This window comes from Candidatus Clostridium radicumherbarum (assembly GCF_045310525.1).
In the GTDB taxonomy this organism is placed as follows: Bacteria; Bacillota; Clostridia; order Clostridiales; family Clostridiaceae; genus Clostridium_AT; species Clostridium_AT radicumherbarum.
Genome location: NZ_JBJHZY010000001.1, coordinates 1881561 through 1906220, shown reverse-complemented (window position 1 = coordinate 1906220; position 24660 = coordinate 1881561). Strand labels below are relative to the sequence as shown.

General features: G+C 31.2%; 25 protein-coding genes. All 25 read right to left on the bottom strand.

Features of this window, described 5'->3' with window-relative positions; genetic code table 11:
* Positions 1 to 36: 36 nt before the first annotated feature.
* Positions 37 to 582 (bottom strand): CDP-diacylglycerol--glycerol-3-phosphate 3-phosphatidyltransferase, encoded by a 546-nt coding sequence (gene pgsA, locus ACJDUH_RS09245; protein ID WP_406764866.1) that lies wholly within the window; start codon positions 580 to 582, stop codon positions 37 to 39.
* Positions 566 to 1903, bottom strand: a complete 1338-nt coding sequence (gene rimO, locus ACJDUH_RS09240; RefSeq protein ID WP_406764865.1) for a 30S ribosomal protein S12 methylthiotransferase RimO — start codon at positions 1901 to 1903, stop codon at positions 566 to 568. The genes pgsA and rimO overlap by 17 nt, the downstream gene beginning before the upstream one ends.
* Before the next feature lie 91 nt (positions 1904 to 1994).
* The gene (locus ACJDUH_RS09235) at positions 1995 to 4232 is read right to left on the bottom strand and encodes a DNA translocase FtsK (RefSeq protein WP_406764864.1); all 2238 of its coding nucleotides are present in this window, start codon (positions 4230 to 4232) and stop codon (positions 1995 to 1997) included.
* Between the two features lie 120 nt (positions 4233 to 4352).
* Entirely contained in the window at positions 4353 to 5033 is a 681-nt protein-coding gene (locus ACJDUH_RS09230) for a ClpP family protease (protein WP_406764863.1), read from the bottom strand.
* A 142-nt stretch (positions 5034 to 5175) separates the two neighbouring features.
* The gene (gene dapG, locus ACJDUH_RS09225; RefSeq protein ID WP_406764862.1) at positions 5176 to 6375 is read right to left on the bottom strand and encodes an aspartate kinase; all 1200 of its coding nucleotides are present in this window, start codon (positions 6373 to 6375) and stop codon (positions 5176 to 5178) included.
* Positions 6376 to 6387: 12 nt separating this feature from the next.
* Complete coding sequence (locus ACJDUH_RS09220; protein ID WP_406764861.1) at positions 6388 to 6663, bottom strand: YlmC/YmxH family sporulation protein; 276 nt, start codon at positions 6661 to 6663, stop codon at positions 6388 to 6390.
* Positions 6664 to 6726: 63 nt separating this feature from the next.
* Positions 6727 to 7146, bottom strand: coding sequence for a dUTP diphosphatase (dut, locus tag ACJDUH_RS09215; RefSeq protein WP_406764860.1), 420 nt, complete (start codon positions 7144 to 7146; stop codon positions 6727 to 6729).
* Positions 7133 to 8431, bottom strand: coding sequence for a M16 family metallopeptidase (locus tag ACJDUH_RS09210; protein WP_406764859.1), 1299 nt, complete (start codon positions 8429 to 8431; stop codon positions 7133 to 7135). The genes dut and ACJDUH_RS09210 overlap by 14 nt, the downstream gene beginning before the upstream one ends.
* Before the next feature lie 226 nt (positions 8432 to 8657).
* A complete protein-coding gene (locus ACJDUH_RS09205; RefSeq protein WP_406764858.1) occupies positions 8658 to 10772 on the bottom strand; it encodes a polyribonucleotide nucleotidyltransferase in 2115 nt (704 codons plus the stop codon).
* Between the two features lie 112 nt (positions 10773 to 10884).
* Complete coding sequence (rpsO, locus tag ACJDUH_RS09200; protein ID WP_406764857.1) at positions 10885 to 11148, bottom strand: 30S ribosomal protein S15; 264 nt, start codon at positions 11146 to 11148, stop codon at positions 10885 to 10887.
* A gap of 122 nt (positions 11149 to 11270) precedes the next feature.
* Positions 11271 to 12215 carry a bifunctional riboflavin kinase/FAD synthetase gene (locus tag ACJDUH_RS09195; RefSeq protein WP_406764856.1) on the bottom strand — a complete coding sequence of 315 codons (945 nt, stop codon included), beginning with the start codon at positions 12213 to 12215 and terminating at the stop codon, positions 11271 to 11273.
* An 11-nt stretch (positions 12216 to 12226) separates the two neighbouring features.
* Positions 12227 to 13096 (bottom strand): tRNA pseudouridine(55) synthase TruB, encoded by an 870-nt coding sequence (gene truB, locus ACJDUH_RS09190; RefSeq protein ID WP_406764855.1) that lies wholly within the window; start codon positions 13094 to 13096, stop codon positions 12227 to 12229.
* Positions 13096 to 14055: a DHH family phosphoesterase gene (locus ACJDUH_RS09185; RefSeq protein WP_406764854.1), complete on the bottom strand. Its 960-nt coding sequence runs from the start codon at positions 14053 to 14055 to the stop codon at positions 13096 to 13098. Before ACJDUH_RS09185 ends, truB begins: the two co-directional genes overlap by 1 nt.
* Entirely contained in the window at positions 14042 to 14407 is a 366-nt protein-coding gene (rbfA, locus tag ACJDUH_RS09180; RefSeq protein ID WP_406764853.1) for a 30S ribosome-binding factor RbfA, read from the bottom strand. The genes ACJDUH_RS09185 and rbfA overlap by 14 nt, the downstream gene beginning before the upstream one ends.
* A gap of 19 nt (positions 14408 to 14426) precedes the next feature.
* Complete coding sequence (gene infB / locus ACJDUH_RS09175; protein WP_406764852.1) at positions 14427 to 16496, bottom strand: translation initiation factor IF-2; 2070 nt, start codon at positions 16494 to 16496, stop codon at positions 14427 to 14429.
* A gap of 16 nt (positions 16497 to 16512) precedes the next feature.
* Positions 16513 to 16827 carry a ribosomal L7Ae/L30e/S12e/Gadd45 family protein gene (locus ACJDUH_RS09170; RefSeq protein WP_406764851.1) on the bottom strand — a complete coding sequence of 105 codons (315 nt, stop codon included), beginning with the start codon at positions 16825 to 16827 and terminating at the stop codon, positions 16513 to 16515.
* Positions 16817 to 17086, bottom strand: a complete 270-nt coding sequence (rnpM, locus tag ACJDUH_RS09165) for an RNase P modulator RnpM (RefSeq protein WP_406764850.1) — start codon at positions 17084 to 17086, stop codon at positions 16817 to 16819. Before rnpM ends, ACJDUH_RS09170 begins: the two co-directional genes overlap by 11 nt.
* An 8-nt stretch (positions 17087 to 17094) precedes the next feature.
* Complete coding sequence (nusA, locus tag ACJDUH_RS09160; RefSeq protein ID WP_406764849.1) at positions 17095 to 18156, bottom strand: transcription termination factor NusA; 1062 nt, start codon at positions 18154 to 18156, stop codon at positions 17095 to 17097.
* Positions 18157 to 18169: 13 nt separating this feature from the next.
* Positions 18170 to 18631, bottom strand: a complete 462-nt coding sequence (gene rimP, locus ACJDUH_RS09155) for a ribosome maturation factor RimP (protein WP_406764848.1) — start codon at positions 18629 to 18631, stop codon at positions 18170 to 18172.
* Positions 18632 to 18917: 286 nt separating this feature from the next.
* Entirely contained in the window at positions 18918 to 19967 is a 1050-nt protein-coding gene (gene ispG, locus ACJDUH_RS09150) for a flavodoxin-dependent (E)-4-hydroxy-3-methylbut-2-enyl-diphosphate synthase (RefSeq protein ID WP_406764847.1), read from the bottom strand.
* 25 nt (positions 19968 to 19992) lie between these two features.
* The gene (gene rseP, locus ACJDUH_RS09145; protein ID WP_406765038.1) at positions 19993 to 21003 is read right to left on the bottom strand and encodes an RIP metalloprotease RseP; all 1011 of its coding nucleotides are present in this window, start codon (positions 21001 to 21003) and stop codon (positions 19993 to 19995) included.
* Positions 21004 to 21023: 20 nt separating this feature from the next.
* Positions 21024 to 22181, bottom strand: a complete 1158-nt coding sequence (locus tag ACJDUH_RS09140) for a 1-deoxy-D-xylulose-5-phosphate reductoisomerase (protein ID WP_406764846.1) — start codon at positions 22179 to 22181, stop codon at positions 21024 to 21026.
* Between the two features lie 191 nt (positions 22182 to 22372).
* Complete coding sequence (locus ACJDUH_RS09135) at positions 22373 to 23170, bottom strand: phosphatidate cytidylyltransferase (protein WP_406764845.1); 798 nt, start codon at positions 23168 to 23170, stop codon at positions 22373 to 22375.
* A gap of 11 nt (positions 23171 to 23181) precedes the next feature.
* Positions 23182 to 23946 carry an isoprenyl transferase gene (locus ACJDUH_RS09130; protein WP_406765037.1) on the bottom strand — a complete coding sequence of 255 codons (765 nt, stop codon included), beginning with the start codon at positions 23944 to 23946 and terminating at the stop codon, positions 23182 to 23184.
* A gap of 155 nt (positions 23947 to 24101) precedes the next feature.
* On the bottom strand, positions 24102 to 24659 hold the full coding sequence (gene frr / locus ACJDUH_RS09125) for a ribosome recycling factor (RefSeq protein ID WP_406764844.1): 558 nt from the start codon (positions 24657 to 24659) through the stop codon (positions 24102 to 24104).
* Between the last annotated feature and the right edge of the window lies 1 nt (position 24660).

Genomic DNA, 24660 nt, shown 5'->3' with positions numbered 1-24660 from the left:
ACTTTTTAAAATTATAACCAAGTTACAAAATATTAATCACTTATCCGTTCTAATTACATCTTTATTTTTAATAAAATAATCAAATCCAGATAATAAAGTGACAATTACTGCTAGGTACATTATTAAATTAGAAATTTCAGCAAAATATAAACCTTTGTAATTTAAATTTATAAGTGCAAATACTATGGCTATTATTTGAATTACTGTTTTAATTTTTCCCCACCAGCTTGCTGCTATAACTATTCCCTCAGCAGCAGCTAATGATCTTAATCCAGTAACTGCAAATTCACGTGCGATTATAATTACTGCAACCCATGTTGGTATTAATTGAAACTCTACCAGAGATATCAAAGCAGCTGTAACCAATAACTTATCAGCTAAGGGATCCATAAATTTTCCAAACCTTGTTACTTGATTCCTGCTTCTAGCTATGTAGCCATCAAGTTTATCTGTAAGAGCAGCAAGGACAAATACAGCAGTTGCTATTATCTTGCCATAAGGTATAGAATTTACAGCTATAAAAACTAAAAATATGGGAATTAAAAATATACGGATTAGAGTTAGTTTATTGGCAAGATTCATTACATTCAACTCCTATTAAATCATATTCTTCATTTGAGGTTATTCTTACATTTGTAATAGTTCCAATTGTTAACTCATTATTACTCTTAAAATAAATTTCTCCATCTATATCAGGAGCCATTTCATAGCTTCTACCATAATAATATTCGCCGTTTTTGCCCTCAACAAGTACCTGGTAGTTTCGTCCTACTTTCTCACTATTTATGTAAGCAGAGATTGACTTCTGAAGAAGCATTAATTCTCTTTCCCGCTTACTTTTTACTTCTTCTGAAATTTGGTTCTCCATATTGCTAGCAGGGGTATCTTCTTCTCTAGAATATTTAAAGACACCTAATTTATCAAATTTAACTTCCTTAACAAAGTCTTCCAATTCTTTAAACTCTTCTTCTGTCTCTCCCGGGAACCCAACAATTAAGGATGTTCTTAAAATTAGATCTTTTATATTTTTTCTCATCTCACTAATACTTTTAACTATGTCTTCCCTGCGGCCTCTTCTGTTCATTCTCTTTAAAACATTATTGTTTATATGTTGAATGGGCATATCTATATATTTACATACCTTAGAATTTGAAGAAATTTCTTTAATAAGTTCAGGTGTTATTTCTTCTGGATAACAATATAATAGCCTTATCCACTTAAGTCCTTCAACTTTAGATAGTTCCCTTATTAAAACATCTAAACACTTCTTACCATAAAGGTCAATACCGTACATTGTTGTATCCTGAGCTACCAAAATAAATTCAACTACACCTTGGCTAGCTAGACTAGAGGCTTCTTTTAAAATGTCTTCCAATTTTCTGCTTCTATATTTACCACGAATTTTCGGAATAACACAATAAGTACAAAAATTGTTACACCCTTCGCCTATACGTAAATAAGCAGTAGCTTTTCCAGTAGTAAGTACACGATCTCCCTCAGCAAGTGAACTATCACTATAATCAATTTTAAAGGTTTTTTGTTTGCTGGCTAAAAAATCATCTATACTTTGAAGCAGGTTATCATAATTATTTACACCTAACATAATATCAATTTCTGGCATTAATGTAAATAGTTCCTCTTTATATCTTTGACTTAGACAACCAGTAACTATCAAAACCTTACATTTATGCAGCCTCTTGTACTTTGCCATTTCTAATATGGTATCAATAGATTCTTGCTTGGACTTTTCTATAAAACCACAGGTATTTATTAGTATAATATTTGCTTCTTTTGGGTCTATAACTAAATCATATTTTTTGCTTAATTTACTTATTGCCATTTCAGAATCAATTCTGTTTTTATCACAGCCTAAGCTGATCATTCCAAATTTTAGTCTATCCACTTATGTTCCTCCCGAAAATATGATGCATACATAGTTATTTTAAATCTCTTTATTTAAATTCACAAGTGGTATATTATAAATATTTCAATTTTTAACTATTTTTATTGATATAATCTCCATTTATTGCACTTTCTTTATCAATTAATAATTGTCGTGGCTTACTTCCATCTTTTCCTGAAATAATTCCTAGTTGTTCCATCTGTTCTATAATTCTTGCAGCCCGATTATATCCTATTCTTAATTTTCTTTGAAACAGCGAAGTGGAAGCTTGGCCTAAATCAGCTGCAATTTTTACTGCTTCACTTAAAAGACTGTCTATATCCTCACTACCTTCATTACTAGTAGAAGTTGTATTTAGTTCTTCCATAATTTCAGTGCTATACTCATGTAAAGTTTCTTGTTTCTTAATAAAGTTAACAACTTTCTCAACCTCTTCTTCAGATATAAAGGCTCCTTGAATTCTCATTGGCTTAGGAGCACCTACAGGGTAGAAAAGCATGTCCCCTTTACCAAGCAGTTTTTCCGCACCTGAGGAATCTAGAATCGTTCTAGAATCTATTTGACTTGAAACTGCAAAGGATATTCTTGATGGTATATTTGCCTTAATAACACCAGTTATAACATCTACAGAAGGCCTTTGGGTTGCAATAACAAGATGCATTCCTGCTGCCCTTGCCATTTGTGCAAGTCTGCCTATATAGTCTTCTACATCATTAGGACAAACCATCATTAAATCTGCAAGCTCATCTACGATCATTACTATCCAAGGCAACTTATCTTTAAGTTTACCCTTATCCACTAATTCATTAAAACCTTCAATATTTCTAACATTATTATCTGCAAAGAGCTTATATCTTCTAGTCATTTCATTTACAGCCCAATTAAGAGCCGCAGAAGCTTTTTTAGGATCTGTTACTACTGGTATAAGAAGATGTGGAATTCCATTGTATACACTTAATTCTACCACCTTAGGATCTATCATTAAAAGCTTTACGTTTTCTGGTGAATACTTATATAAAAGACTTATAATAAGTGTGTTTATGCAAACACTTTTTCCAGAACCAGTAGCACCTGCAATAAGCATATGAGGCATTTTAGTTAAATCTGAAACTACACAGGCTCCAGCTATATCTTTCCCTAAGGCAAAGGAAAGATTTTTATTAGAGCCGGTAAATTCTGCTGACTCTAGAACCTCTCTTAAAAATACTGGTGTAAGTTCTTTATTAGGAACTTCGATACCTACTGCTGACTTACCTGGTATAGGAGCTTCCATTCTTACACCTGAAGCAGCTAGACTTAAGGCTATATCATCTGCGAGGTTAACTATTTTACTTACCTTTACACCTGCACTAGGTTGAATTTCGAACCTTGTAACCGAAGGGCCTTTTGTAACCTGAACTACTTTAGCATCCACGCCGAAACTATTCAAGGTCTCTTCAAGCTTGCTTGCATTACTTATAAGTTCTTTTTTATCTTCTTTATTAAGTCTAGATAAAGTATTTACATTAAGGAGGTCTGTAGTAGGATACAAATACTCCAAATCAACATCTAAGGAATGTTTATTTATTTCATCTTCAAGCTCACGATTTAAGTTTTCTGAAGTGTTCTCTTCTACTGCTATTTCCTTAGGACTTTCAATTGGCTCTTCAGAAGATTTCATAAAATCAATTATTTTAATTTTATTGTTTAATTTTTTAATATAATTTTCTTTATTAGAGTCATAAGCTATTAAGGGAGTAACTGCAGCTTCAGTATTATCCTTAGCTTTCTTTTCTTCTTTATCCTTTTTAAAGATAGCTTTACCAAAGTTTAATTTTGTTATTATTTCATAAAGTGATAATTTCCAAATTAAAATAAAAGATACTATATATAGTGCAATAAATATTACATAACTTCCTATAAAACCAAATAACTTTATTAAAGGAATATCAATTATATAACTTAAGATACCGCCGTGCATAATGGTACCAGAATTATATATTTTAGAGATACCCTCCATCACATTTTCAGAATTATAGTAAGGTTTCATATTTACCATTTGAATTAATAAAAGAGTATTTGTTAATAGCAAAAGTATTCCATAAAATTTTTTATTAAAATTAATATTTCCCTTTTTTATTATTAGGCAAAAACCAATGAATATTATAAAGAAAGGAAATAAATAAGCACCTAAGCCCAACATACCAATTAAAAATTTTCTTGTAACTCTGCCAACTATACCTGCAGTATTAGATGAAAAAACACTAAAAACTGAAAGAATTCCTATAGTAATATAAAATAAACCTAAAATATCATTGTTAATACCTGTCTTTGAACTTTTTTTAGCCAACTTATTCCCTCCTACCTGTACAAAACCTTTTCCATCGTTCCATATTTAATATTCTACATTATTTTTGATTTTCCTTTTATAGATTTCCTCAAAAAAATAATCATAGGAATAAACCTATGATTATTTTGAAGTTTCTTTTTTAGCATCAATTAATTCATCAAGTTTTTTTAATGCATCGCTTATGCCGCCAACTTTGTCTATTAGACCATATTCAACAGCTTGATTTCCTATAAGAATCGTTCCCATATCATTTAATAAATTGTCAGTTTCACTCATAAGCTTTTTTAATGTTTCCTTATTAATTTTACTTGTTCTAGTAATAAATTCATTTATTCTTTCCTGCATTTTATTAAAGTATTCAAAGGTTTGAGGAACTCCAATTATAAGTCCATTCATCCTAATAGGGTGAACAATCATAGTAGCTGATGGAGATATAAAGGAAAAATTAGCTGATGTTGCTAATGGAACTCCTATAGAATGACCACCGCCAATTACCAAGGATACAGTTGGTTTAGTAATGCTGTTAATCATTTCAGATATGGCAAGGCCCGCCTCCACGTCTCCTCCTACTGTGTTTAAGATTATTAGAATTCCTTCAACATTTTTATTGGTCTCTATGGCAACTAGCTGTGGAATAAGGTGCTCATATTTTGTGGCTTTAGTTTGGGGCGGCAGCATTTGATGACCTTCAATTTGACCAATTATAGGGAGTATTTGAATTCTCTCGTCATTTTTAGGAATATTTTGTACTCCAAGATCCTTTATATTTTCTAGTTCTTTATTTTCCATTTCTTCTGTCATATACATACCTCCTAGGTTTAGAAATCCAATGTCAATTGTGGTATCTATCATGAAGACATTTAATGTCAATATTTACCCTTAGAATTTGGATATCCTTAAACTTAGTTTTACCTAGGAAATTCTATATATACATATATTAATTTTATCCTAAATTAAATTCTTTATGGAGAGCATTAATTGCCTTCTCAGTATTTTTTGTTTCAACTAAACACCAAATTGTTGTATGTGAATCTGCAGTTTGTAATACCTCAATTTTGGCCTTTGTTAAAGCCTTTAATACTCTTGCCATAACACCTGGCACACCTCTAATTCTGCTTCCAATTAAAGCTATTTTACTGCATTCATTAATAGAAGAAAACTTTAATTTCTGGTTATTCATTATATCTATGAATTTATCCATATCTTTTTTGTCAATAGTAAATATATTTTCATTAGGAAATACATTTATTAAATCGATACTAATTAAATTTTGAGCCAATAAATCTAGAAGATCATAATATCTATCATTTAAATCATTATCTTGCAGTTTAACCCGAATTTGAACTCTTGAGCTCATATGTGTTATTCCAGTGATTATACCATCATCTTCTATTGCACCAATACTATTAATTGTAGTTCCCTCACAGTTGTTTAAGGTGTTCTTTATGACTAAAGGTATATTACCCTTCATAGCTATATTAACTGCCCTTGGGTGTATGACTTTAGCTCCTTGGTCAGCAAATTGAAAAACCTCATTATAGCTAATTTCTTTAATTAAGGTAGCATCGGAAACAATTCTAGGGTCTGCAGTCATGATACCATCTACATCAGTGTATATTTGAATTTCCTCAGCATTTAGGGCTACACCTAAAATTGAAGCTGTAACATCGCTTCCACCTCTACCTAAGGTTGTTATATAACCATCTTCACTACTTCCTTGAAAACCAGTTACAACTGGTATCTTTCTTTGGTTTAAAAGATCTAAAAGCTTACTTGTATCTACTCTTAATAAATTGGCATTATTAAAATTTGAGTCTGTAATTATTCCAGATTGTCCACCAGTTAAAGGAATGGGGTCTAATCCGGATTTACTAAGCTCATCACAAAGTACAACAGAACTTATCAACTCTCCACAACTCATAAGTAAATCTAATGCTAAAGGATTTTTATCTCTAAAATCTTTATTGACTAAAGATAATAAGGTGTCTGTTGCATAGGGTTCACCAGCTCTACCCATGGCTGAAACAACTACTACAGGACTATAGCCTTGTTCTATAGCATTAATTATCTTTTTAATTACTAATGTTCTTCTTTCATGGGTTGATACTGACGTACCACCAAATTTTTGTATCAAGATTTTCATGTAAAACCTCCATTAAGCCCTTGTCTTTTTAAGTACACTTTCATCTACATCAATAATTATGGTTTTGGAGCCAATTTTTTTAACATAATCCCATGGAACTTCAATAAATTCATTTCCACCAAAAAAACCGAACCTCGTTTTAGAATCATTAAGAATTAGAAACTTTAGGTTTCCTTTCTCATCAATTACAATATCATTATTAGATAAGTAATTATATTTTTCGCCATCATTGATGTTAATTATTTCGTATCTTTCCATTTCACTATAGTATTTTATGTTATCATTCATTTTATGTTCACCGTACCTTTCATATATTTAATAAAATATATGAAAGGTGGCAATAGTTTATTACTATACTCCTGTAGAGCCAAAACCATTTGAACCTCGCGAAGTTTCAGTAATTTCTTCAACAATTTCTATAATCGGGGTTACAATTTTATTTATGACCATTTGTGCAACTCTATCACCTTTATTTATTGTAAACTCCTCAGAACTTAAATTTACCAATATTATTTTTATTTCTCCACGATAGTCCCAATCAATTGTTCCAGGTGAATTAAGGAGAGTTATACCGTGTTTAGAGGCGAGTCCGCTGCGTGGCCTTATTTGAGCCTCATAACCTTTTGGAAGCTCAATGCATATACCTGTGGGCATTGTTACTCTCTCAAGTGTTTTTAATGTTATGGGCCTATCTATGGCAGCATATAAGTCCATGCCAGCAGATCCTATTGTCATATAACTTGGAGTTGGTAAGTCTTTATAATCTTTCACTTTTTTTATTTTTAAAAGCAATTGTATCACCTTCTATTTTATTTATAACTGTATCCATATTTATCTCCTGACCAACAAAGGCAGAATTTTGGATACCTTTCATAAAGGTTTTATTCATGATATCTATAAGGTCATTAATTGTTACAGCATCTATTTTATTAATAATATCCACTGGCTTATTAATCTTATTTAAAAACAATACGGATTTGCCGTTGCTAAACATCCTGCTGCTAGTACTTTCAAGCCCCAAAATATAATTTCCCTTTAACTGCTCTTTTAATTTCAAAAGCTTTTCTTCACCAATATCCTGCTTAGTAAAATTATAAAGCTCCTCATTAACCAAATCTATAACATCTAGTGCATATTTGGAATTTAACCCGGTGTATATACTAAGAACACCAGTATTCATAAAAGATGAAAGATAGGAATAGATCGTATAGCATAGTCCTCTTTCTTCTCTGATTTTTTGAAATAAAATAGAAGAGGCGCCGCCGCCTAACATATTGTTAAGTAAAAGCAGTCCGTAAATGTCTTCATTTCCAGTTTCTAAACCATGTAAACCAAGGCTTATATGAAGCTGCTCAATATCTTTGAACTTATATAGATGATTTTTATATATAGCTGGCTTAGAATAGTCAGTTATAATGTGTGATTTATTATTCCAATTACCAAAAAACTTACCCACTAAGGATTCAGCATAGTTTAAATTCACATTACCTGAGATTGAAATTACCGCTTTTTCAGGTATATAGTACTTCGAAATGTAATCTAAAATTTGTTCTCTAGAAAATGAGCCTACAGTTTCAGAGGTACCAAGTATTGGAAGTGAGATAGAGTCTTTTTCCCATATAGCCTCGCTATGTAAATCAGATAGTACATCTTCAGGCTGATCTTCACTCATATTAATTTCTTCTATAATAACGCCTTTTTCCTTTTCTATATCTTCAGGTGAAAATTTGCTGTTAAAAAGCATATCTGACAAAATATCCATAGAAAGTTCTAAATGAGAATCAAGTGCTTTAATATAAAAGCAAGTTGCTTCTTTTCCTGTAAAAGCATTTATCTGCCCGCCAACATCTTCTATTTCTTCTGCTATTTGCTTAGCTGTTCTATTATTTGTGCCCTTAAAAAACATATGTTCTATAAAGTGTGAAATACCATTATTTATTAAATCTTCGTTTCTAGAGCCGTTTTCTATCCAAATACCAACACTTATTGAATTAACATATTTTATATCCTCAACTACAACTCTTAATCCGTTATCTAATGTAAAAATATTATACATATTATCCTCCTGGTATTCTTCATGCTGTACACAACAATTATTAATTGTTGTGCTCCTGGTATTCCGCTATACTGGGTAATCTGTACTAGTTATTTATAAGCAGCTAGGTTACCCGTAAAAGTCCATTTAGGACTTTTACCTGCACCCAAATATATTAATGTATGTGCTTATTAAAAAAGCTGAATGATTAAATACTTGCAAAAAATAAAAAGGCAGTGATGCCCTTCTATTTTTCAACTTCAACTTCTTCGCTTTCTGAGTCTTTTATAGCATCTTTTCTTGAAAGATTTATTCTGCCTTGGTTATCTATTTCTGTAACCTTAACTAATATTTCATCTCCAACTGAAACTATGTCTTCAACTTTATTTACTCTAGCAAAGTCAAGCTTTGATATATGAACAAGACCTTCCTTACCAGGAAGTATTTCTACAAAACAACCAAAGTTAGCAATCTTAGTTACTTTTCCAAGATAAATTTCGCCTGGCTTAACATCTCTTGTTAAATCATCAATGATCTTTAAAGCTCTTTGAGCACTAGGACCATCATTTGACATAACAAATATCTTTCCGTCATCATTTATATCTATCTTTACACCAGTTTCAGCTATTATCTTATTAATAGTCTTTCCACCAGTTCCAATAACATCCCTAATTTTCTCAGGATCTATGGTCATAGTATAGGCTCTAGGTGCATAAGGAGATAATTCTTTTCTAGCTTCAGGAATACAAGCATTTATCTTATCCAATATAAATAGTCTAGCTTTTCTAGCATCGTCTATAGCTTTTTTAATAACATTTTTAGAAAGGCCATGAAGTTTTGTATCAACTTGTATTGCTGTAATTCCATTTACAGTTCCGGCAACCTTAAAGTCCATATCTCCAAAGAAGTCTTCTATTCCTTGAATATCTGTAAGTATTTCTTCTTGTGATAAATCTTCGCTTGTTACGAGTCCCATAGCTATTCCAGCAGCAGGTCTTTTAATTGGAACACCAGCATCAAGTAATGCCAATGTACTTGCACAAATACTTGCTTGTGAAGTTGAACCATTTGAGCTTAACACTTCAGAAACTAATCTGATTGTATATGGGAATTCTTCTTCTGAAGGTATTAATGGCTCTAAAGCTTTTTCTGCTAAAGCACCATGCCCTATTTCTCTTCTTCCAGGTCCTCTTAAAGGTTTTACTTCACCCACACTATAGGAAGGGAAATTATAATGATGAATATATCTCTTAAATTCTTCATCACCAAGACCATCTAGTATTTGAACTTCTCCAAGTGCACCAATGGTTGCAACAGTCATAACTTGAGTTAAACCTCTTGTAAAAAGACCTGTACCATGAGTTCTTGGTAATAAAGAAACCTCACAACCTAAAGGTCTAACTTGATCAAACTTTCTTCCATCTGGTCTTCTCTTATCATTCAGTACCATGTTCCTTACTATTTGCTTTTGTAATTTGTAAGTTATGTCTGCTATATCAGCAGCATTATCAGGGTATTTCTCAGAAAAGGCTTCAGAAATCTTAGCTTTAGCTTCGTCTATAGCTAAGTTTCTCATATCCTTATCAGTTATGTACATAGCTTCTTTTATAATATTAAAGGAAAATTCTTTTACTTCTTTTTCAATATTTGCTGGTATTTCATAAAAATCTGGTATTTTCTTTTCCTTACCAAATTTCATTACAGCTTCTTCTTGGAAACTTATAATTTGTTGACATTCATCAAATCCAAATAGAATGGCATTATACATAACTTCCTCTGGTATTTCATCACCACCAGCTTCTATCATGATAACTTGATCTTTTGTACTGCATACTGTTAAATTCATACTGCTTTTTTCTCTTTGAATAGCAGTTGGATTAGTAATAAAGTTACCATCAATTAGACCTACTGAAACAGCGGCTACTGGATCAGAAAATGGAATACTAGACATGCATAAAGCTGTTGAAGCAGCATTTACTGCTAATATATCAGGGGTATTGTCTGACTCTACTGATAGAACAGTACATATAACCTGAACATCATTTCTATAGCCTTTTGGGAAAAGAGGTCTAAGAGATCTGTCTATTGCTCTACCGTGCAGTATTGCATTTTCAGAAGGTCTGCCCTCTCTTTTTATAAATCCTCCAGGAATTTTACCTACGGAATATAGTCTTTCTTCATATTCAACACTTAAAGGAAAAAAGTCTATACCATCTCTAGGCTTAGCAGAGGCATTTACATTTACAAGTATAACTGTATCGCCATAGCTAACAAGTAATGCACAGTCGGATAACGCTCCAACCTTGCCATGATCTATTTTTAAAGTTCTACCAGCAATTTTAGTTTCTAAAACATTACTCATATATTTACCTCCTTTCAAATATCACTAATATTAGTATTTACATAAATTTATATATTATAAAATATTAGTCTCATAAATTTAAAATAATAGAGCGGAGTTGACCCGCTCTTCATTATCTTCTTAATCCAAGTTTTTCAACAATATCACGATATCTTTGAATATCTTCTTTCATTAAATAATTTAAAAGACCTCTTCTTTTACCTACCATCATAAGAAGACCTCTTCTTGAGTGGTGATCCTTCTTGTGCTCTTTTAAATGTTCTGTTAAGTGACTAATTCTGTCTGAAAGAAGAGCTATTTGCACTTCTGGAGAACCTGTATCCCCTTCGTGTCTTTTGAATTTTTCGATAATTTCTAGTTTTGTTGCCTGTTCCATTATATATACACCTCCAAAAATTAGGTCCTATAATCCATGGATTACGTTGGCAAATCATAATTCATAGATTAAGGTTCACGAATGTTATTATAGCAAATAAAAAATATATTGTAAATTATTTTTTAGTATTTATAAGTAAAATTTTCTATTTTTTCGTTTTCTACAATAAGTTTATCTTTTGTCAGCTGCTCAATAAGTTCCTCTAAGGAATTAAATTTAAATTCATCTCTCATTCTTTTAATAAAATATACTTTAATATCTTCTCCGTATATATTTTTATTAAAATCTAAAATATAAGTCTCAATAAATATTGTTTTAGTTTTCAGCTGAACCGTAGGATTTACCCCTACACTTGTCATGCCCTTATAAAAACAGTTTTTATATTCTACTATAGTTGCGTAAACTCCATTTTTGGGTATTACAAAACTTTCGTCGTAATTAAGGTTTGCAGTTGGAAATCCAAGTTTTCTGCCAAGCTGTTTCCCTCTAATAACAGCACCTTTTAACATAAATGGCTTTATAAGCATATTATTTGCTTCAGTTATTTTACCATCCTGAATTAAGGTTCTTATTCGAGAACTGCTAACAACTTCATTTTCATAAGTTACTGAATCAATTACATAAAGTTCAAAACCCAATTTTTTGCTGTACTTTTTTAATAATTTTATATCACCAGTATTTTTAAACCCAAATCTATAATTAAATCCAACAATAATTCCTTGAACATTATAATGCTTAATCATATTAATAATAAAGTCTTCAGGTGAAATTTTCATATAATCATTATTAAAGTTTACTAAATTTACAATGTCAACCTGTAAACTTTCTAATAATTTAAGTTTTATATCATTATCTATTATTAACTTAGGTGCTTTTGATTTGCTAATAATGTTTAGGGGATGGTTTTTAAAGGTACACACCATACTTTTTACATTATTTTTTTTAGATAATTCAATAGTCTTATTGATTAGTCCCATGTGCCCCATGTGTAAACCATCGAAGCTTCCAAGAGCTATATAGGTTTTATAATTTAGCTTTATATTAAAATTATCTTCTATAATTATCATAAGTTAGGCTCCTAAACTAATAATTTTACAACTTTAAATCCAAATTCATCCCTTTTTCCTAGGCCTATAAACTTAGAATCATCTAAATAAACTCTAAATAATTTATTAAAGTCAATTTTATCGATTATATAGGGATTATTGATTTTAACTCCATTAACCAGCAAGTTTTCATATTTACAGGAGAATATAAGTTTATCATAGGATTCCAATGCTTCATCTATAGGAGTAAGTAGACTTTCTAAATTTTCTGAATTTAATTCCTCTAAAGCATGGGAATTAACTTTTTTAAACTGTCCAGTTTGAATTCTCTCTAAATTCCACATGGTACCGCCTATACCAAGCTTATCACCAATGTCGTTGCATAAACTTCGTATATAGGTTCCTTTAGAACAGGTAACCTTAAATCTAATCAAGGGTAAATTTACATCTAAAATATTAATATCATAAATATTTATAGGTCTTTTATCACGTTCTACAACTACACCTTTTCTAGCAAGCTCATACAGCCTTTTACCATTAATTTTTATAGCCGAGTACATTGGCGGCTCCTGCAGAGTGCTACCTACAAATGTACTTATAACTTCTATAATTTTATCTTTAGATAAATTAACATCACTTTCTTTTAGTATTGTTCCTTCTCTATCATAGGTATCAGTTTTAATTCCAAGCATTAGGTCAGCTATGTAAACCTTATTCTCAGACATAATATAATCAACTATTTTAGTTGCACGTCCAATACAAATTGGCAGCACCCCAGTTGCAAGAGGATCTAAAGTCCCAGTATGACCAACTTTTTTCGTTTTAGCTAATTTCATAACATTTTTAACAACATCAAAAGAAGTTACACCTAAAGGTTTATATATATTTATTATTCCATCCATTACACCAACTCATTTTCAACAGCATTTAATATGATTTTTTCCACCTCAGTTATGTTTTTATCTATGGATAAACCCGAAGCACGAGTATGTCCACCACCACCAAAGGCTTCAGCTATTTTTCTAACATCAACAATTGATTTTGATCTTAAACTAATTTTTACTCCTTCTGACATTTCCTTTAATAATATAGCTACTTCAACTGTATCTATTTCCATACCTATAGAAATAATATCAGAAGTATCAGAAGCTTTATTTGAAAAACCATTAAGTAATTCACTTGTGAGTTTCATAACACAAATTTTATCTTTATGGGTAAGGTACATGGAATTTATTACGCTTCCATATAGCTTAACTCTTTCATATTTCTTGTTTTCAAAAATTAATCTATGAACTTCACTAAAGTTAATACCAGTTTTAATTAATTCTCCAATGATATTGTGGGTGTCAGTAGTTGTATTAGAATATTTAAAACCACCAGTATCAGTTACTATGGAAGTATAAAGACATAAGCTTATATTTTCATCTATCTTTACCTTAAGTTCTTTAAGTATATTATAAACTATTTCACCTACTGCAGAGGCATGTGTGTTAACAAAATTTATATCACCATATAGCTCATTTGTTATATGATGATCTACGTTTATTAAAGTGTAGTTTTTAGGAAATTCACTTAAATTAACTGAAATTCTGTCATAACTTCCACAATCTAAAACTACTATGCAATCAGTGCCATCTTTGATGGTGCTGGAGGCATTGATTATACTTTTAATACAAGGTAAAAAGCTATATACTTCTGGTACTTTATCGTCGCATAGGATATAAACCTCTTTATTAAGTTTCATTAAGCCTTGCATCAGTCCAAGAGAGCTCCCGATGGAATCCCCATCGGGAGAGGCATGAAAAGATATACCTATTCTTTTGCTTTCAAGTATGGATTTAATAACATTATTTATTATCATGAGAAGATTTCTCCTTTATACTTTCAAGCAGGGCATCTATATGCATGCCATGTTCTATTGTATTGTCAAGTTCTATAATGACTTCTGGTGTATGCCTTAGATTAACTCTTTGCCCAATTTCCTTTCTCATGAAACCAGTTGAGCTTTTTAAGGCAGCAAGTGTATCTTTTTTCTCATCTTCCTTGCCGAAAATACTTACAAATACTTTAGCGTATCTTAAATCCTTTGTTACATCAACTTTTGTTACACTAACCATGGCAGTTAATCTAGGATCCTTAATGTCATCTCGAATAATATTACTAAGTTCTCTTTTTATTTCTTCATTAATTCTACCACTTCTATATTTAGCCATAAAACCATCTCCTACTAAATTATAATTGCTTTGGTTTTATTTCTTCCATTGTGTAGCACTCAATTATGTCTCCCTCTTTTAGGTCATTATACTTTTCAACACTTAAACCACACTCATAACCTTGGTTAACTTCTTTTGCATCGTCTTTAAATCGCTTTAAAGATGCCAAAGCAGATTCGAAAATTACAATTCCATCTCTAATTACACGTACACTGCTGTTTCTTACAATTTTACCATCTAGTACATAGCAGCCAGCAATAGTGCCTATGTTTGAAATTTTATATGTCATTCTAACTTCTGCCTTACCCAAAATTAATTCTCTATATTCAGGGTCTAACATTCCTATCATTGCTTTTTTAATATCTTCAATAGCATCATAGATAACTCTATAAGTTTTTATTTCAACTTTTTCTTTTTCAGCAAGATTAGCTGCATTTGTATCTGGTCTTACATTAAATCCAATAACTATGGCATTAGAAGCAGTAGCTAAGATAATATCAGATTCAGTAATTGCACCTACATCTCCATGAATTAATCTTACCTTTACATTGTCTGTTGATAATTTTTCAAAGGATTGCTTGATAGCTTCTACAGAACCTTGAACATCTGCTTTTACTATTATATCAAGCTCTTTAACCTTTCCCTCTTGAATCTGGCTGTAAAGGTCTTCCAAAGAAACCTTATTTGAAGATTGCAAATGCTCAGCTCTTTGCTTTTGAAGTCTTTTTTCAGCCATAGCTCTTGCTGTTTTCTCATCCTTAGTTACATTAAACTTATCACCTGCAGCTGGTACTTCTGATAAACCTAGAATTTCAGCTGGTATAGATGGACCTGCAGATTTTATCTTCTTTCCTTTATCGTCAAACATAGCCCTGATTCTACCGTAAGTATTACCTACTAGTATTGAATCTCCTACATGTAAAGTTCCGTTTTGAACCAGAAGTGTTGCTACGGCACCTCTACCTTTATCAAGCTTAGCTTCTACTACTGTTCCTTTTGCATTTCTATTTGGGTTACCAACAAGCTCAAGAATCTCAGCTTGTAAAAGTATCATTTCAAGTAAACTATCAATACCTTCTTTAGTATGAGCTGAAACTGGTACACATATTGTATCACCGCCCCAGTCTTCAGCAACTAAGCCGTATTCAGTAAGTTCTTGCTTAACTCTATCTATGTTTGCACCTGGTCTATCCATCTTGTTAATAGCTACAATCATTGGTACATTAGCTGCTTTGCAGTGGTTTATAGCTTCTTTTGTCTGAGGCATAACTCCGTCATCAGCAGCAACTACTAATACAACTATATCTGTAATTTGAGCACCACGAGCTCTCATTGCTGTAAAGGCTTCATGTCCAGGAGTATCTAGAAAAGTAATCTTTTCTTCATTAATAGTTACAGTATAAGCACCGATATGCTGAGTAATACCACCAGCCTCTGTTTCAGTTACTCTAGCCTTTCTTATAGCATCAAGTAAGGAAGTTTTACCATGGTCTACGTGACCCATAACTGTAACGATTGGAGGCCTTTTTACTGCATCTACATCTTCTTCTATCTCTTCTTCAGCTTCTTGTTTAACTAACTCTTCTTCTTTTTTTATTATTGAAATATTAAACTTTTCAGCAACCTTTTCAGCAGTATTGAAATCTATCTCTTGATTAATTGCTGCCATTACACCGCAAAATATAAGCTGCTTAATTACCTCAGTTGTAGGCTTATTAAATTTATCAGCAAGTTCTTTAACTGTAATAGTTTCACCTATTTGAATTATTTCATTTGCTTCTTCTGCGCCTATTTCTTTTTCATCTTGGTCTTTAAACTTCTTTTTATTTTTCTTAACCTTAATCTTTTCTTCTGCAAGGTCTTCATATTTTTCAATTATATCTTCTTCAGTTTCTGAAGCTCCATCTTTAACTGATGCTGCCTTTTTATTCTCTGCAAACAATTCCTTAATTAATTCAGCATCTTCATCTTCAATTACACTCATGTGATTTTTTACTGTTATATTAAATTCTTCAAAAAGTAAGGTTATTAAGTCCTTACTGGAAATATCTAATTCTTTTGCTAATTCATAAACTCTTATTTTTGACATATATTCACCCCCAGGTTTAAATTGTACTTTGCTCTTTTAACAGAAGTATAAGATTATCACTCATATTTTTATTTGTTACTCCTAATATATTAATTTCATCTCTCCCAACTGCATTACCTAATTCTTCACTAGCATAGGCCTCCACATAAGGCAGAGAACAATTGGTACAATGTCTTATAAATTTTTCTTTAGTATTACTTGAACAGTTCTTTGAAATGATTATAAGAAATAATTTTTTACTTTTAATTATTTCCTCACACTTATTATAGCCCTCAACTAAATTGCCAGATTTCTTAACAATGCCTAGAAATTGAAGAAATTTATCCTTCATAAGTTATTTCTTCCTTTAATTTATTATAAATTTCTTCGCTAATTTTAACCTCTAGATTTTTCTCTAATCTTTTAGTCTTAAAAGCCTTATTTAAACATTCCTCGTTTTTGCATATATAGGCACCACGACCTGGCTTTTTACCGGTTAAATCTATAGATACCTCATTATCTTTATTTTTAACCACTCTAATAAGTTCTTTTTTAGGCTTCATTTCCATACAGCCATTGCACATTCTTTGAGGTATTTTTTTTACCTTCATAAAATCACCTACTCTTCTTGTGCTTGTAATTCAAGGGCTTGAGTTTTACTTTTTATGTCTATTTTCCATCCCGTTAGTTTAGCTGCTAATCTAACATTTTGACCTTCTTTACCGATTGCTAAAGATAATTGAGTATCATCAACTACAACACGAGCAGATTTACCTGATTCATCAATGGAAATATCAATTACTTTTGCAGGGCTTAGGGCATTAGAAATATAAATTTCAGGGAGCTTATTCCATTTGATTATGTCTATCTTTTCATTTTTAAGTTCATTTACTATATTTTGAACCCTAACACCTTTAGGGCCAACACAAGCTCCCATAGCATCAACGGCTTCATCATTTGAGTTAACTGCTATTTTAGTTCTAAAGCCAGCCTCTCTAGCAATACTCTTTATTTCAACAGTACCATTATATATTTCAGGTACTTCTAGTTCAAAAAGCCTTTTTACAAGTCCTGGATGAGTTCTGGATACCACTACTTGTGCCCCTTTAGTAGTATTTTTGACTTCAACTATATATAATTTTAATTTATCATTAAAATTATATTCTTCACCAGGCATTTGCTCATTAGGTCCTATTACAGCTTCTATTTTGCCAAGATCTACAAAGACATTGCCTTTATCTTTTCTTATTACTGAACCTGTTATAATGTCATACTCTTTTGTAATGAATTCATTATATATGATATTTCTTTCAGCTTCTTTAATCCTCTGTACTACTACTTGCTTTGCAGCCTGTGCAGCAACTCTGCCAAATTTTTTAGGAGTTACTTCAATATCAACCATATCATCTAATTGATATTTAGGATTAATATCTTTTGCATCACTTTGTGAAATTTCTTCAATTTCGTTTTCAACATTTTCTACTACTTTTTTTTGAGAGTAAACGTGAATTTCACCATTTGCCCTATTCATAGTTACTTTTACACTTTGAGTTGCATTTGTAACATAATTCTTTTTGTAAGCCGCAACCAATGCATCTTCAATAGTTTCAAAAAGTAGGTCTTCACTAATTCCCTTTTCTTTTACAATTTCTTTAAGCGCTTCAATGAATTCTTCATTCATGACTTAAACCTCCTTACATATCCCCTTTTAAACTGATAGTTTTAATTTTATTTTTAGGTATATTAAAATTTTCATTTTCAGAGGTAATAATAACCTCCTGAGAATCATAATCTTTTAAGGTTCCCTCATAGATTTTTTTACCATCTAGTAATTTTAACAATTTTATTTGAACTTCACTTCCTATGTATTTGGAAAGATGAGAGTCAGTATATAAAATTCTTTCTATACCAGGAGAAGATACCTCTAAATAATAGGGTTCATTTATAGGTTCTTCAGTATCTAACATATCACTAACAGGTCTGCTTACCTTTTCACAGTCATCTAATGAAATTCCATTAGGACTATCTATATAGATCCTAAGATAATTTTCTCCTGATTCCTTTACATATTCAATATGATAAAGTTCTAAGTTTTTATCAATGACTATTGGAGTGATAAGTTTAATAAGTTTTTCTATTAAAGCATCATTATTCATAATATTCCCTCCTTTATACCAATAAGTAAGCACAGCGTTTAATATAAAAGTCCTAAAATTAAACGCAACATAAGTTGCGTTTAAAAAGAAAAAGCGGGTTTTATGACCCACTCTTACGACGTAATTAACTGTGAAATAAACATAACAAAACTAACAAGCTTATATTAGCACAATTAATTAATAATTTCAAGAAAAATTTGCTTTTTCTACTAAAATAGAGCTAATTAATTTAGTTTAATGCCTAAATTTATAAATGTCCACTTTTAAGAATTTTATACATAATTAATTAAAGATTTTCTATTTCTTTAATTAGTTCTTCTACTAAAGCTTCTTCCTTTACCTTTTTAATTATGGTACCATGCTTAAATATTAAGCCTTCTCCGTTACCACCAGCTATTCCAATATCCGCTTCTCTTGCTTCTCCTGGGCCATTTACAGCACATCCCATAACGGCAACTTTTACATGTTTATTTAGATTCTGTAATTTTTCTTCTACTTCCTCCGCTATTTTAACTAAATCAATCTGAGTTCTGCCGCAGGTTGGGCAGGATATGAATTCTACCCCATTGTTGTTGTAGCCTATTGCTTTTAATATTTCTTTACCTACTTTTATTTCTTCAATTGGATCACCTGTAAGTGATACTCTAATTGTATCTCCTATACCTTCGCTTAATAAGCTGCCAATACCAATGCTGGATTTTATTGTCCCTCTCCAAATTGTCCCAGCTTCAGTAACTCCTATATGTAAAGGATAATTTACCTTGCTAGAAATTAATCTGTAGCTTTCTATCATCTGAATTACATTTGAAGATTTTATGGATATGACTATGTCATTAAACTTTAGTTTTTCTAATATATCTACATGCCTTAAGGCACTTTCTACTAAAGCTTCAGGACAGACCTTACCGTATGACTGTAAAAGATCTTTTTCAACGGAACCAGAGTTAACTCCTATTCTTATGGGGATACCCTTAGCTTTAGCTGCTTCTGCCACTGCTTTTACTCTTTCTATGCTGCCAATATTTCCTGGATTAATTCTTAAGGCTGACACTCCATTATTTATTGAATTTAAAGCCAGTTTATAATCAAAGTGAATGTCAGCTACAAGTGGAATATGGATTTGTTTAACTATTTTACAAAGGGCGTCAGAGGCTTCCATATCCGGTACAGCACATCTTATTATTTCACAGCCTGCCTCTTCAAGCTTCAAAATTTGAGAAACTGTAGCATCAACATTTCTTGTATCAGTATTAGTCATAGATTGTACAGTAACAGGTGAATCACCACCTATATATATATCACCAATTTTAAATTTTCTCGTATTTTTTCTAATCATTTTCCTCACCTGTATTTCTTATATATTAAAGCTTAATAGGGTAAAATATATCTTTCATAACCACAAGCAACATAAGGGCCATGAGTACTGCAAAGCCAATATAATTTACAATACCTATTTTATTATCATCTATTTTCTTACGTGTAATAATTTCAAATAATAATATGAAGATCCAACCTCCATCTAATGCAGGAAATGGTATTATGTTAAATATGGCAAGCTGAACACTTAAATATGCAGCAAAACCCATAAGAGGAATAATGCCTGCTTCTGCAGCTTTTGTAGATACCTTTATAATAGTTATAGGACCACCTATATCGTTAGCTGAAGCCTTACCTGCAACTAAGGTTTTAAGTACTCCAAAGGTTTGTTTAATTATAGTACCTGTTTGAGTAAAGCCATAAGTTATAGATTTACCTATGCCTGGATTTTCTAAAACTTTAGGATAAATACCAACTATATATCTGTTTTCTGTCTTATCCATAACTGGAACTACATTTATTTCTTTTGTAGTACCATTTCTATCTATCATAATACTTAAATTTGCTCCGTTAGTCATATATACTTCAGTAGAAAAATCGTCCCAAGTACTTATTTTTTTATTGTTGATACTGATAATTTTATCACCCTGCATAAACCCAGCTGTATAAGCTGGCTTATCCTGTTCTACCTTATCAACTACAGGTACAGCAAAACCACGAAGTGAACCTATTATTGAAAAAAGGACTATTGCAAAAATAAAATTCATTATAGGACCAGCAGCTATTATACTAAGTCTTCTTCCTGCTGATTTACTTGAAAAAGATCTATCATCATTAACTTTTTCTTCTTCCCCAAGCATTTTTACATATCCACCAATGGGAAATGCCTTAACTAAATATTCTGTTTCTTTACCCTTTATTCCAAAAAGCCTTGGACCCATGCCAAGAGAAAATTCTTCAACCTTCACTCCATTTAGTTTTGCTAAAGTAAAATGCCCAAGTTCATGAACTATTACAAGCATGCTAAAGGCTAAAACTGCGCCCAGAATATAAATAATAATCATAAAAATCCTCCTTAATCCCCGTATGTTTCTAAAACAAAGTTTTTTACCTTTTTATCAATTTCAAGAATATCTTCTATCTTAAAATTATTAACCCAGGTAAACTTATTCATACATTCTTCTATAATATCTCCTATCTTTAGAAATGTTATTTTTTCCTTTAAGAATAAATTCACACAAGCTTCATTTGCCGCATTTAAAATCGCTGGCATTGTACCTCCTGTTTTACCAGCCTCATAAGCAAGTCTTAAACACTTGAAAGTATCAGTATCAGGCTTCTCAAAAGTTAAACTGCTAAGGTTGTAAAAGTCCAGCTTTTCCGCTACACCAATTTTTCTTAATGGGTAATTAAGTGCATATTGTATAGGAAGTCTCATATCTGTTGGCCCTAGCTGTGCTAATACGCTTCCATCAATATATTCTACCATAGAATGTATAATGCTTTGCGGATGTACGACAACTTGAATATTTTCAAAGGCTGCATTAAACAGCCAATGTGCTTCAATTACTTCTAGACCTTTATTCATTAGAGTTGCAGAATCAATAGTTATTTTGCTACCCATTTTCCATTTAGGGTGATTTAATGCTTCCTTTAGAGATACATTTTGTAATTCCTTTAAGGTCTTTCCTCTAAAGGGTCCACCTGATGCTGTTAGAATAATTTTAGAAACTTCCTTAGCATTATTGCCATAGAGACATTGAAAGATAGCACCATGCTCTGAATCAACAGGCAGTAATAATACATTATTTTTTTTAGCTGCTTCTGTTACAAGAGATCCACCTACAACTAATGTTTCTTTATTAGCTAAGGCAATATGTTTTCCTGCATTAATAGCCTTTAAAGTAGGAATTAGACCAACCATACCTACAACAGAAGTTACAACTATATGAGCTTCAGGAATTGTAGCAATCTTATTAAGACCATCCATTCCAAAGGTTACTTCAATATCTAGATTATTTATTCTGCAGTAGTCTTTTACTTTATTAAAGGCTATTTCCTCTGTCATTGCTACAAATTTTGGATTAAATTCTTTAATTATATTTATAACTTTATCATAGCTTTTATGTGCAGAAATCCCTAAAAGTGAAAAATCATTTCTGCTTTGTCTTAAAACATCAATTGTTTGTGTACCAATAGAACCAGTTGCACCGAGTATACTGATATATTTCAAATTATTATCCTCCTTAAATATATTATGAAAATATAAAATATATTAATATTGGATTTTCTTATTTTAATTTTCATAAATATTGCTGCCTTTATTAATTAGCCAATATAACTATTATATTATAAAACAAATTAAGCAGCTATAATATTTATTATTATACTGCTTAATTTGTTTTATATAAACTATTTAAATTACTAAAGTTTAAGAATAAGGTCAATGTAATAATATACAACTAGAGCGGCAAAAAGAATACTATCAAATCTATCTAAAATACCACCATGTCCAGGAATTAGATTGCTGTAGTCTTTAACATTAACCAGCCTTTTAATAGATGAAGCTGTTAAATCCCCAAATTGACAGAAGACTCCGCAGAGAGCACCAATTATAAAATAATGATACAGAGGAATGCTTACTCCAAAGTGAGTAAAGATTATGCCTAGGATACCACAGGCAATAGTGCTTCCAAGCAAGCCACCTATTGATCCTTCAATAGTTTTATTTGGACTTACCTTTGGGCACAGCTTGTTTTTCCCAAAGGCTTTACCTACATAATAAGCTGTTGTATCACAAAGCCAGGAAGAAATAAAAACAAGCCAAATAAGATAGTTACCTTGACTTTTAAAATTTATTAATACTAAAAAACTAAAAAATACTGCTATATAAACAAAGCCAAATAGTGTACATGAAACATCAATAAAATTATATTTTATATTTAATACTGGTATACACAGCATTATAAAAAGAGCAGCTATAATAATTAAGAGAATTATATGAAAGTTAGTGTTATTATTTAAAAATATGTAATATAAAACACATGAAACATACGCAATAGATTTTAATGCATTAATATTTTTATTCTTAATAACATTAAAAAATTCATGCATTCCAATTAGTGATACTATTAAAGTGAAGTACTTTAAATAAACTCCACCAATAAAAATAAAAATAACTAAGGGTGACAATATTAAAGCCCCTAAATAACGTTTGTTCATAAATGCACTCCTTATTTTACTCCACCATATCTTCTGTCTCTTTGTTGGTAGTCAAATATTGCTTGATGGAGATTCTCAACTTTAAAATCTGGCCACTTTATATCAGAAACCCAAAACTCTGAATACGCTGCTTGCCAAAGTAAAAAATTACTTAGTCTAAATTCGCCACTTGGTCTTATAATAATGTCTGGATCAGGCATTCCTGAGGTATATAAATATTTTGAAATTATTTCTTCAGAGATTTGGTCCTCATTAAGTTTTCCAAATTTAATGTCTTTATATATTTTTTTAAAAGCTCTGGTAATATCATCCCTGCCGCCATAATTTAAAGCTAGATTTAATACAAGACCTTTATTATTTTTGGTATTAGAATAGGCCTTTTTTAATTCTATCTGACAGACTTCAGGTAATTTTGATATATCGCCAATGGAGTTAATAACCACATTATTTGAATTAAGTTCTTGAAATTCTTTTCTTAAATATTCAACTAACAGTCTCATCAAAGTGTTTACTTCTTCAGCAGGTCTAACCCAATTCTCGGTAGAAAAAGCATATAATGTTAAATATTTCACTCCTAAATTGTTACATTCCTTAACTATATCACGGATTGTTTCAATTGCAGCTTTATGTCCTAATGTCCTGGGCAAATTTCTTTCTTTAGCCCATCTGCCATTGCCATCCATAATAATACCAATGTGTTTAGGAATCCTGCTCATATCAAGGTTATGAGTTACAGGAGTATTATTTTTTTTATTGGATTTTAAAAACCTGAGCATCATAATTACTTCCTTCTCTATCAATGTTAAGTCATATATATTTATCTAGATTGCGAAATAAATATTATGACCTATCATTTATTTAATGGAATTCCTATTTAAAAATAGTTGTTTACAAATAAAACCTGCAATTGTGCAGGTTTTATTTCTATAAACTAAACTGACATAATTTCTGTTTCTTTTAATTCAATAATTTTATCTATTTCTTTAATAAATGCATCTGTTTTCTTTTGAATATCTTCTTCAGCTTTTTTTAAATCATCTTCAGGTATCTCATTATTTTTCTTTAAGGCCTTAACCTTATCATTGCTGTCTCTTCTTATGGATCTAACTGCAACTTTGGCTTCTTCTCCTGTTTTCTTTACGTTCTTAACAAGATTCTTTCTAGTTTCCTCAGTTAATTCTGCAATAATTAACCTAATAACAGTGCCATCATTTGAAGGAGTAAGTCCTAAATCTGATTTTAGAATAGCTTTTTCAATTGTCTTTAAAGAGCTTTTTTCCCAAGGTTGAATTAGGATTACCCTTGGTTCTGGGGCTGAAATATTTGCAACTTGATTTATTGGCATCATACTTCCATAGTACTCAACTTCAATTCTGTCTAGGATTTGCGGATTTGCCCTTCCTGCCTTCATAGAAGCTAACTCTTTTTTTAGTACTACAATTGTTTTATTCATTTTATCCTCGGCAGCTTTAATTATGTCATTAATCATA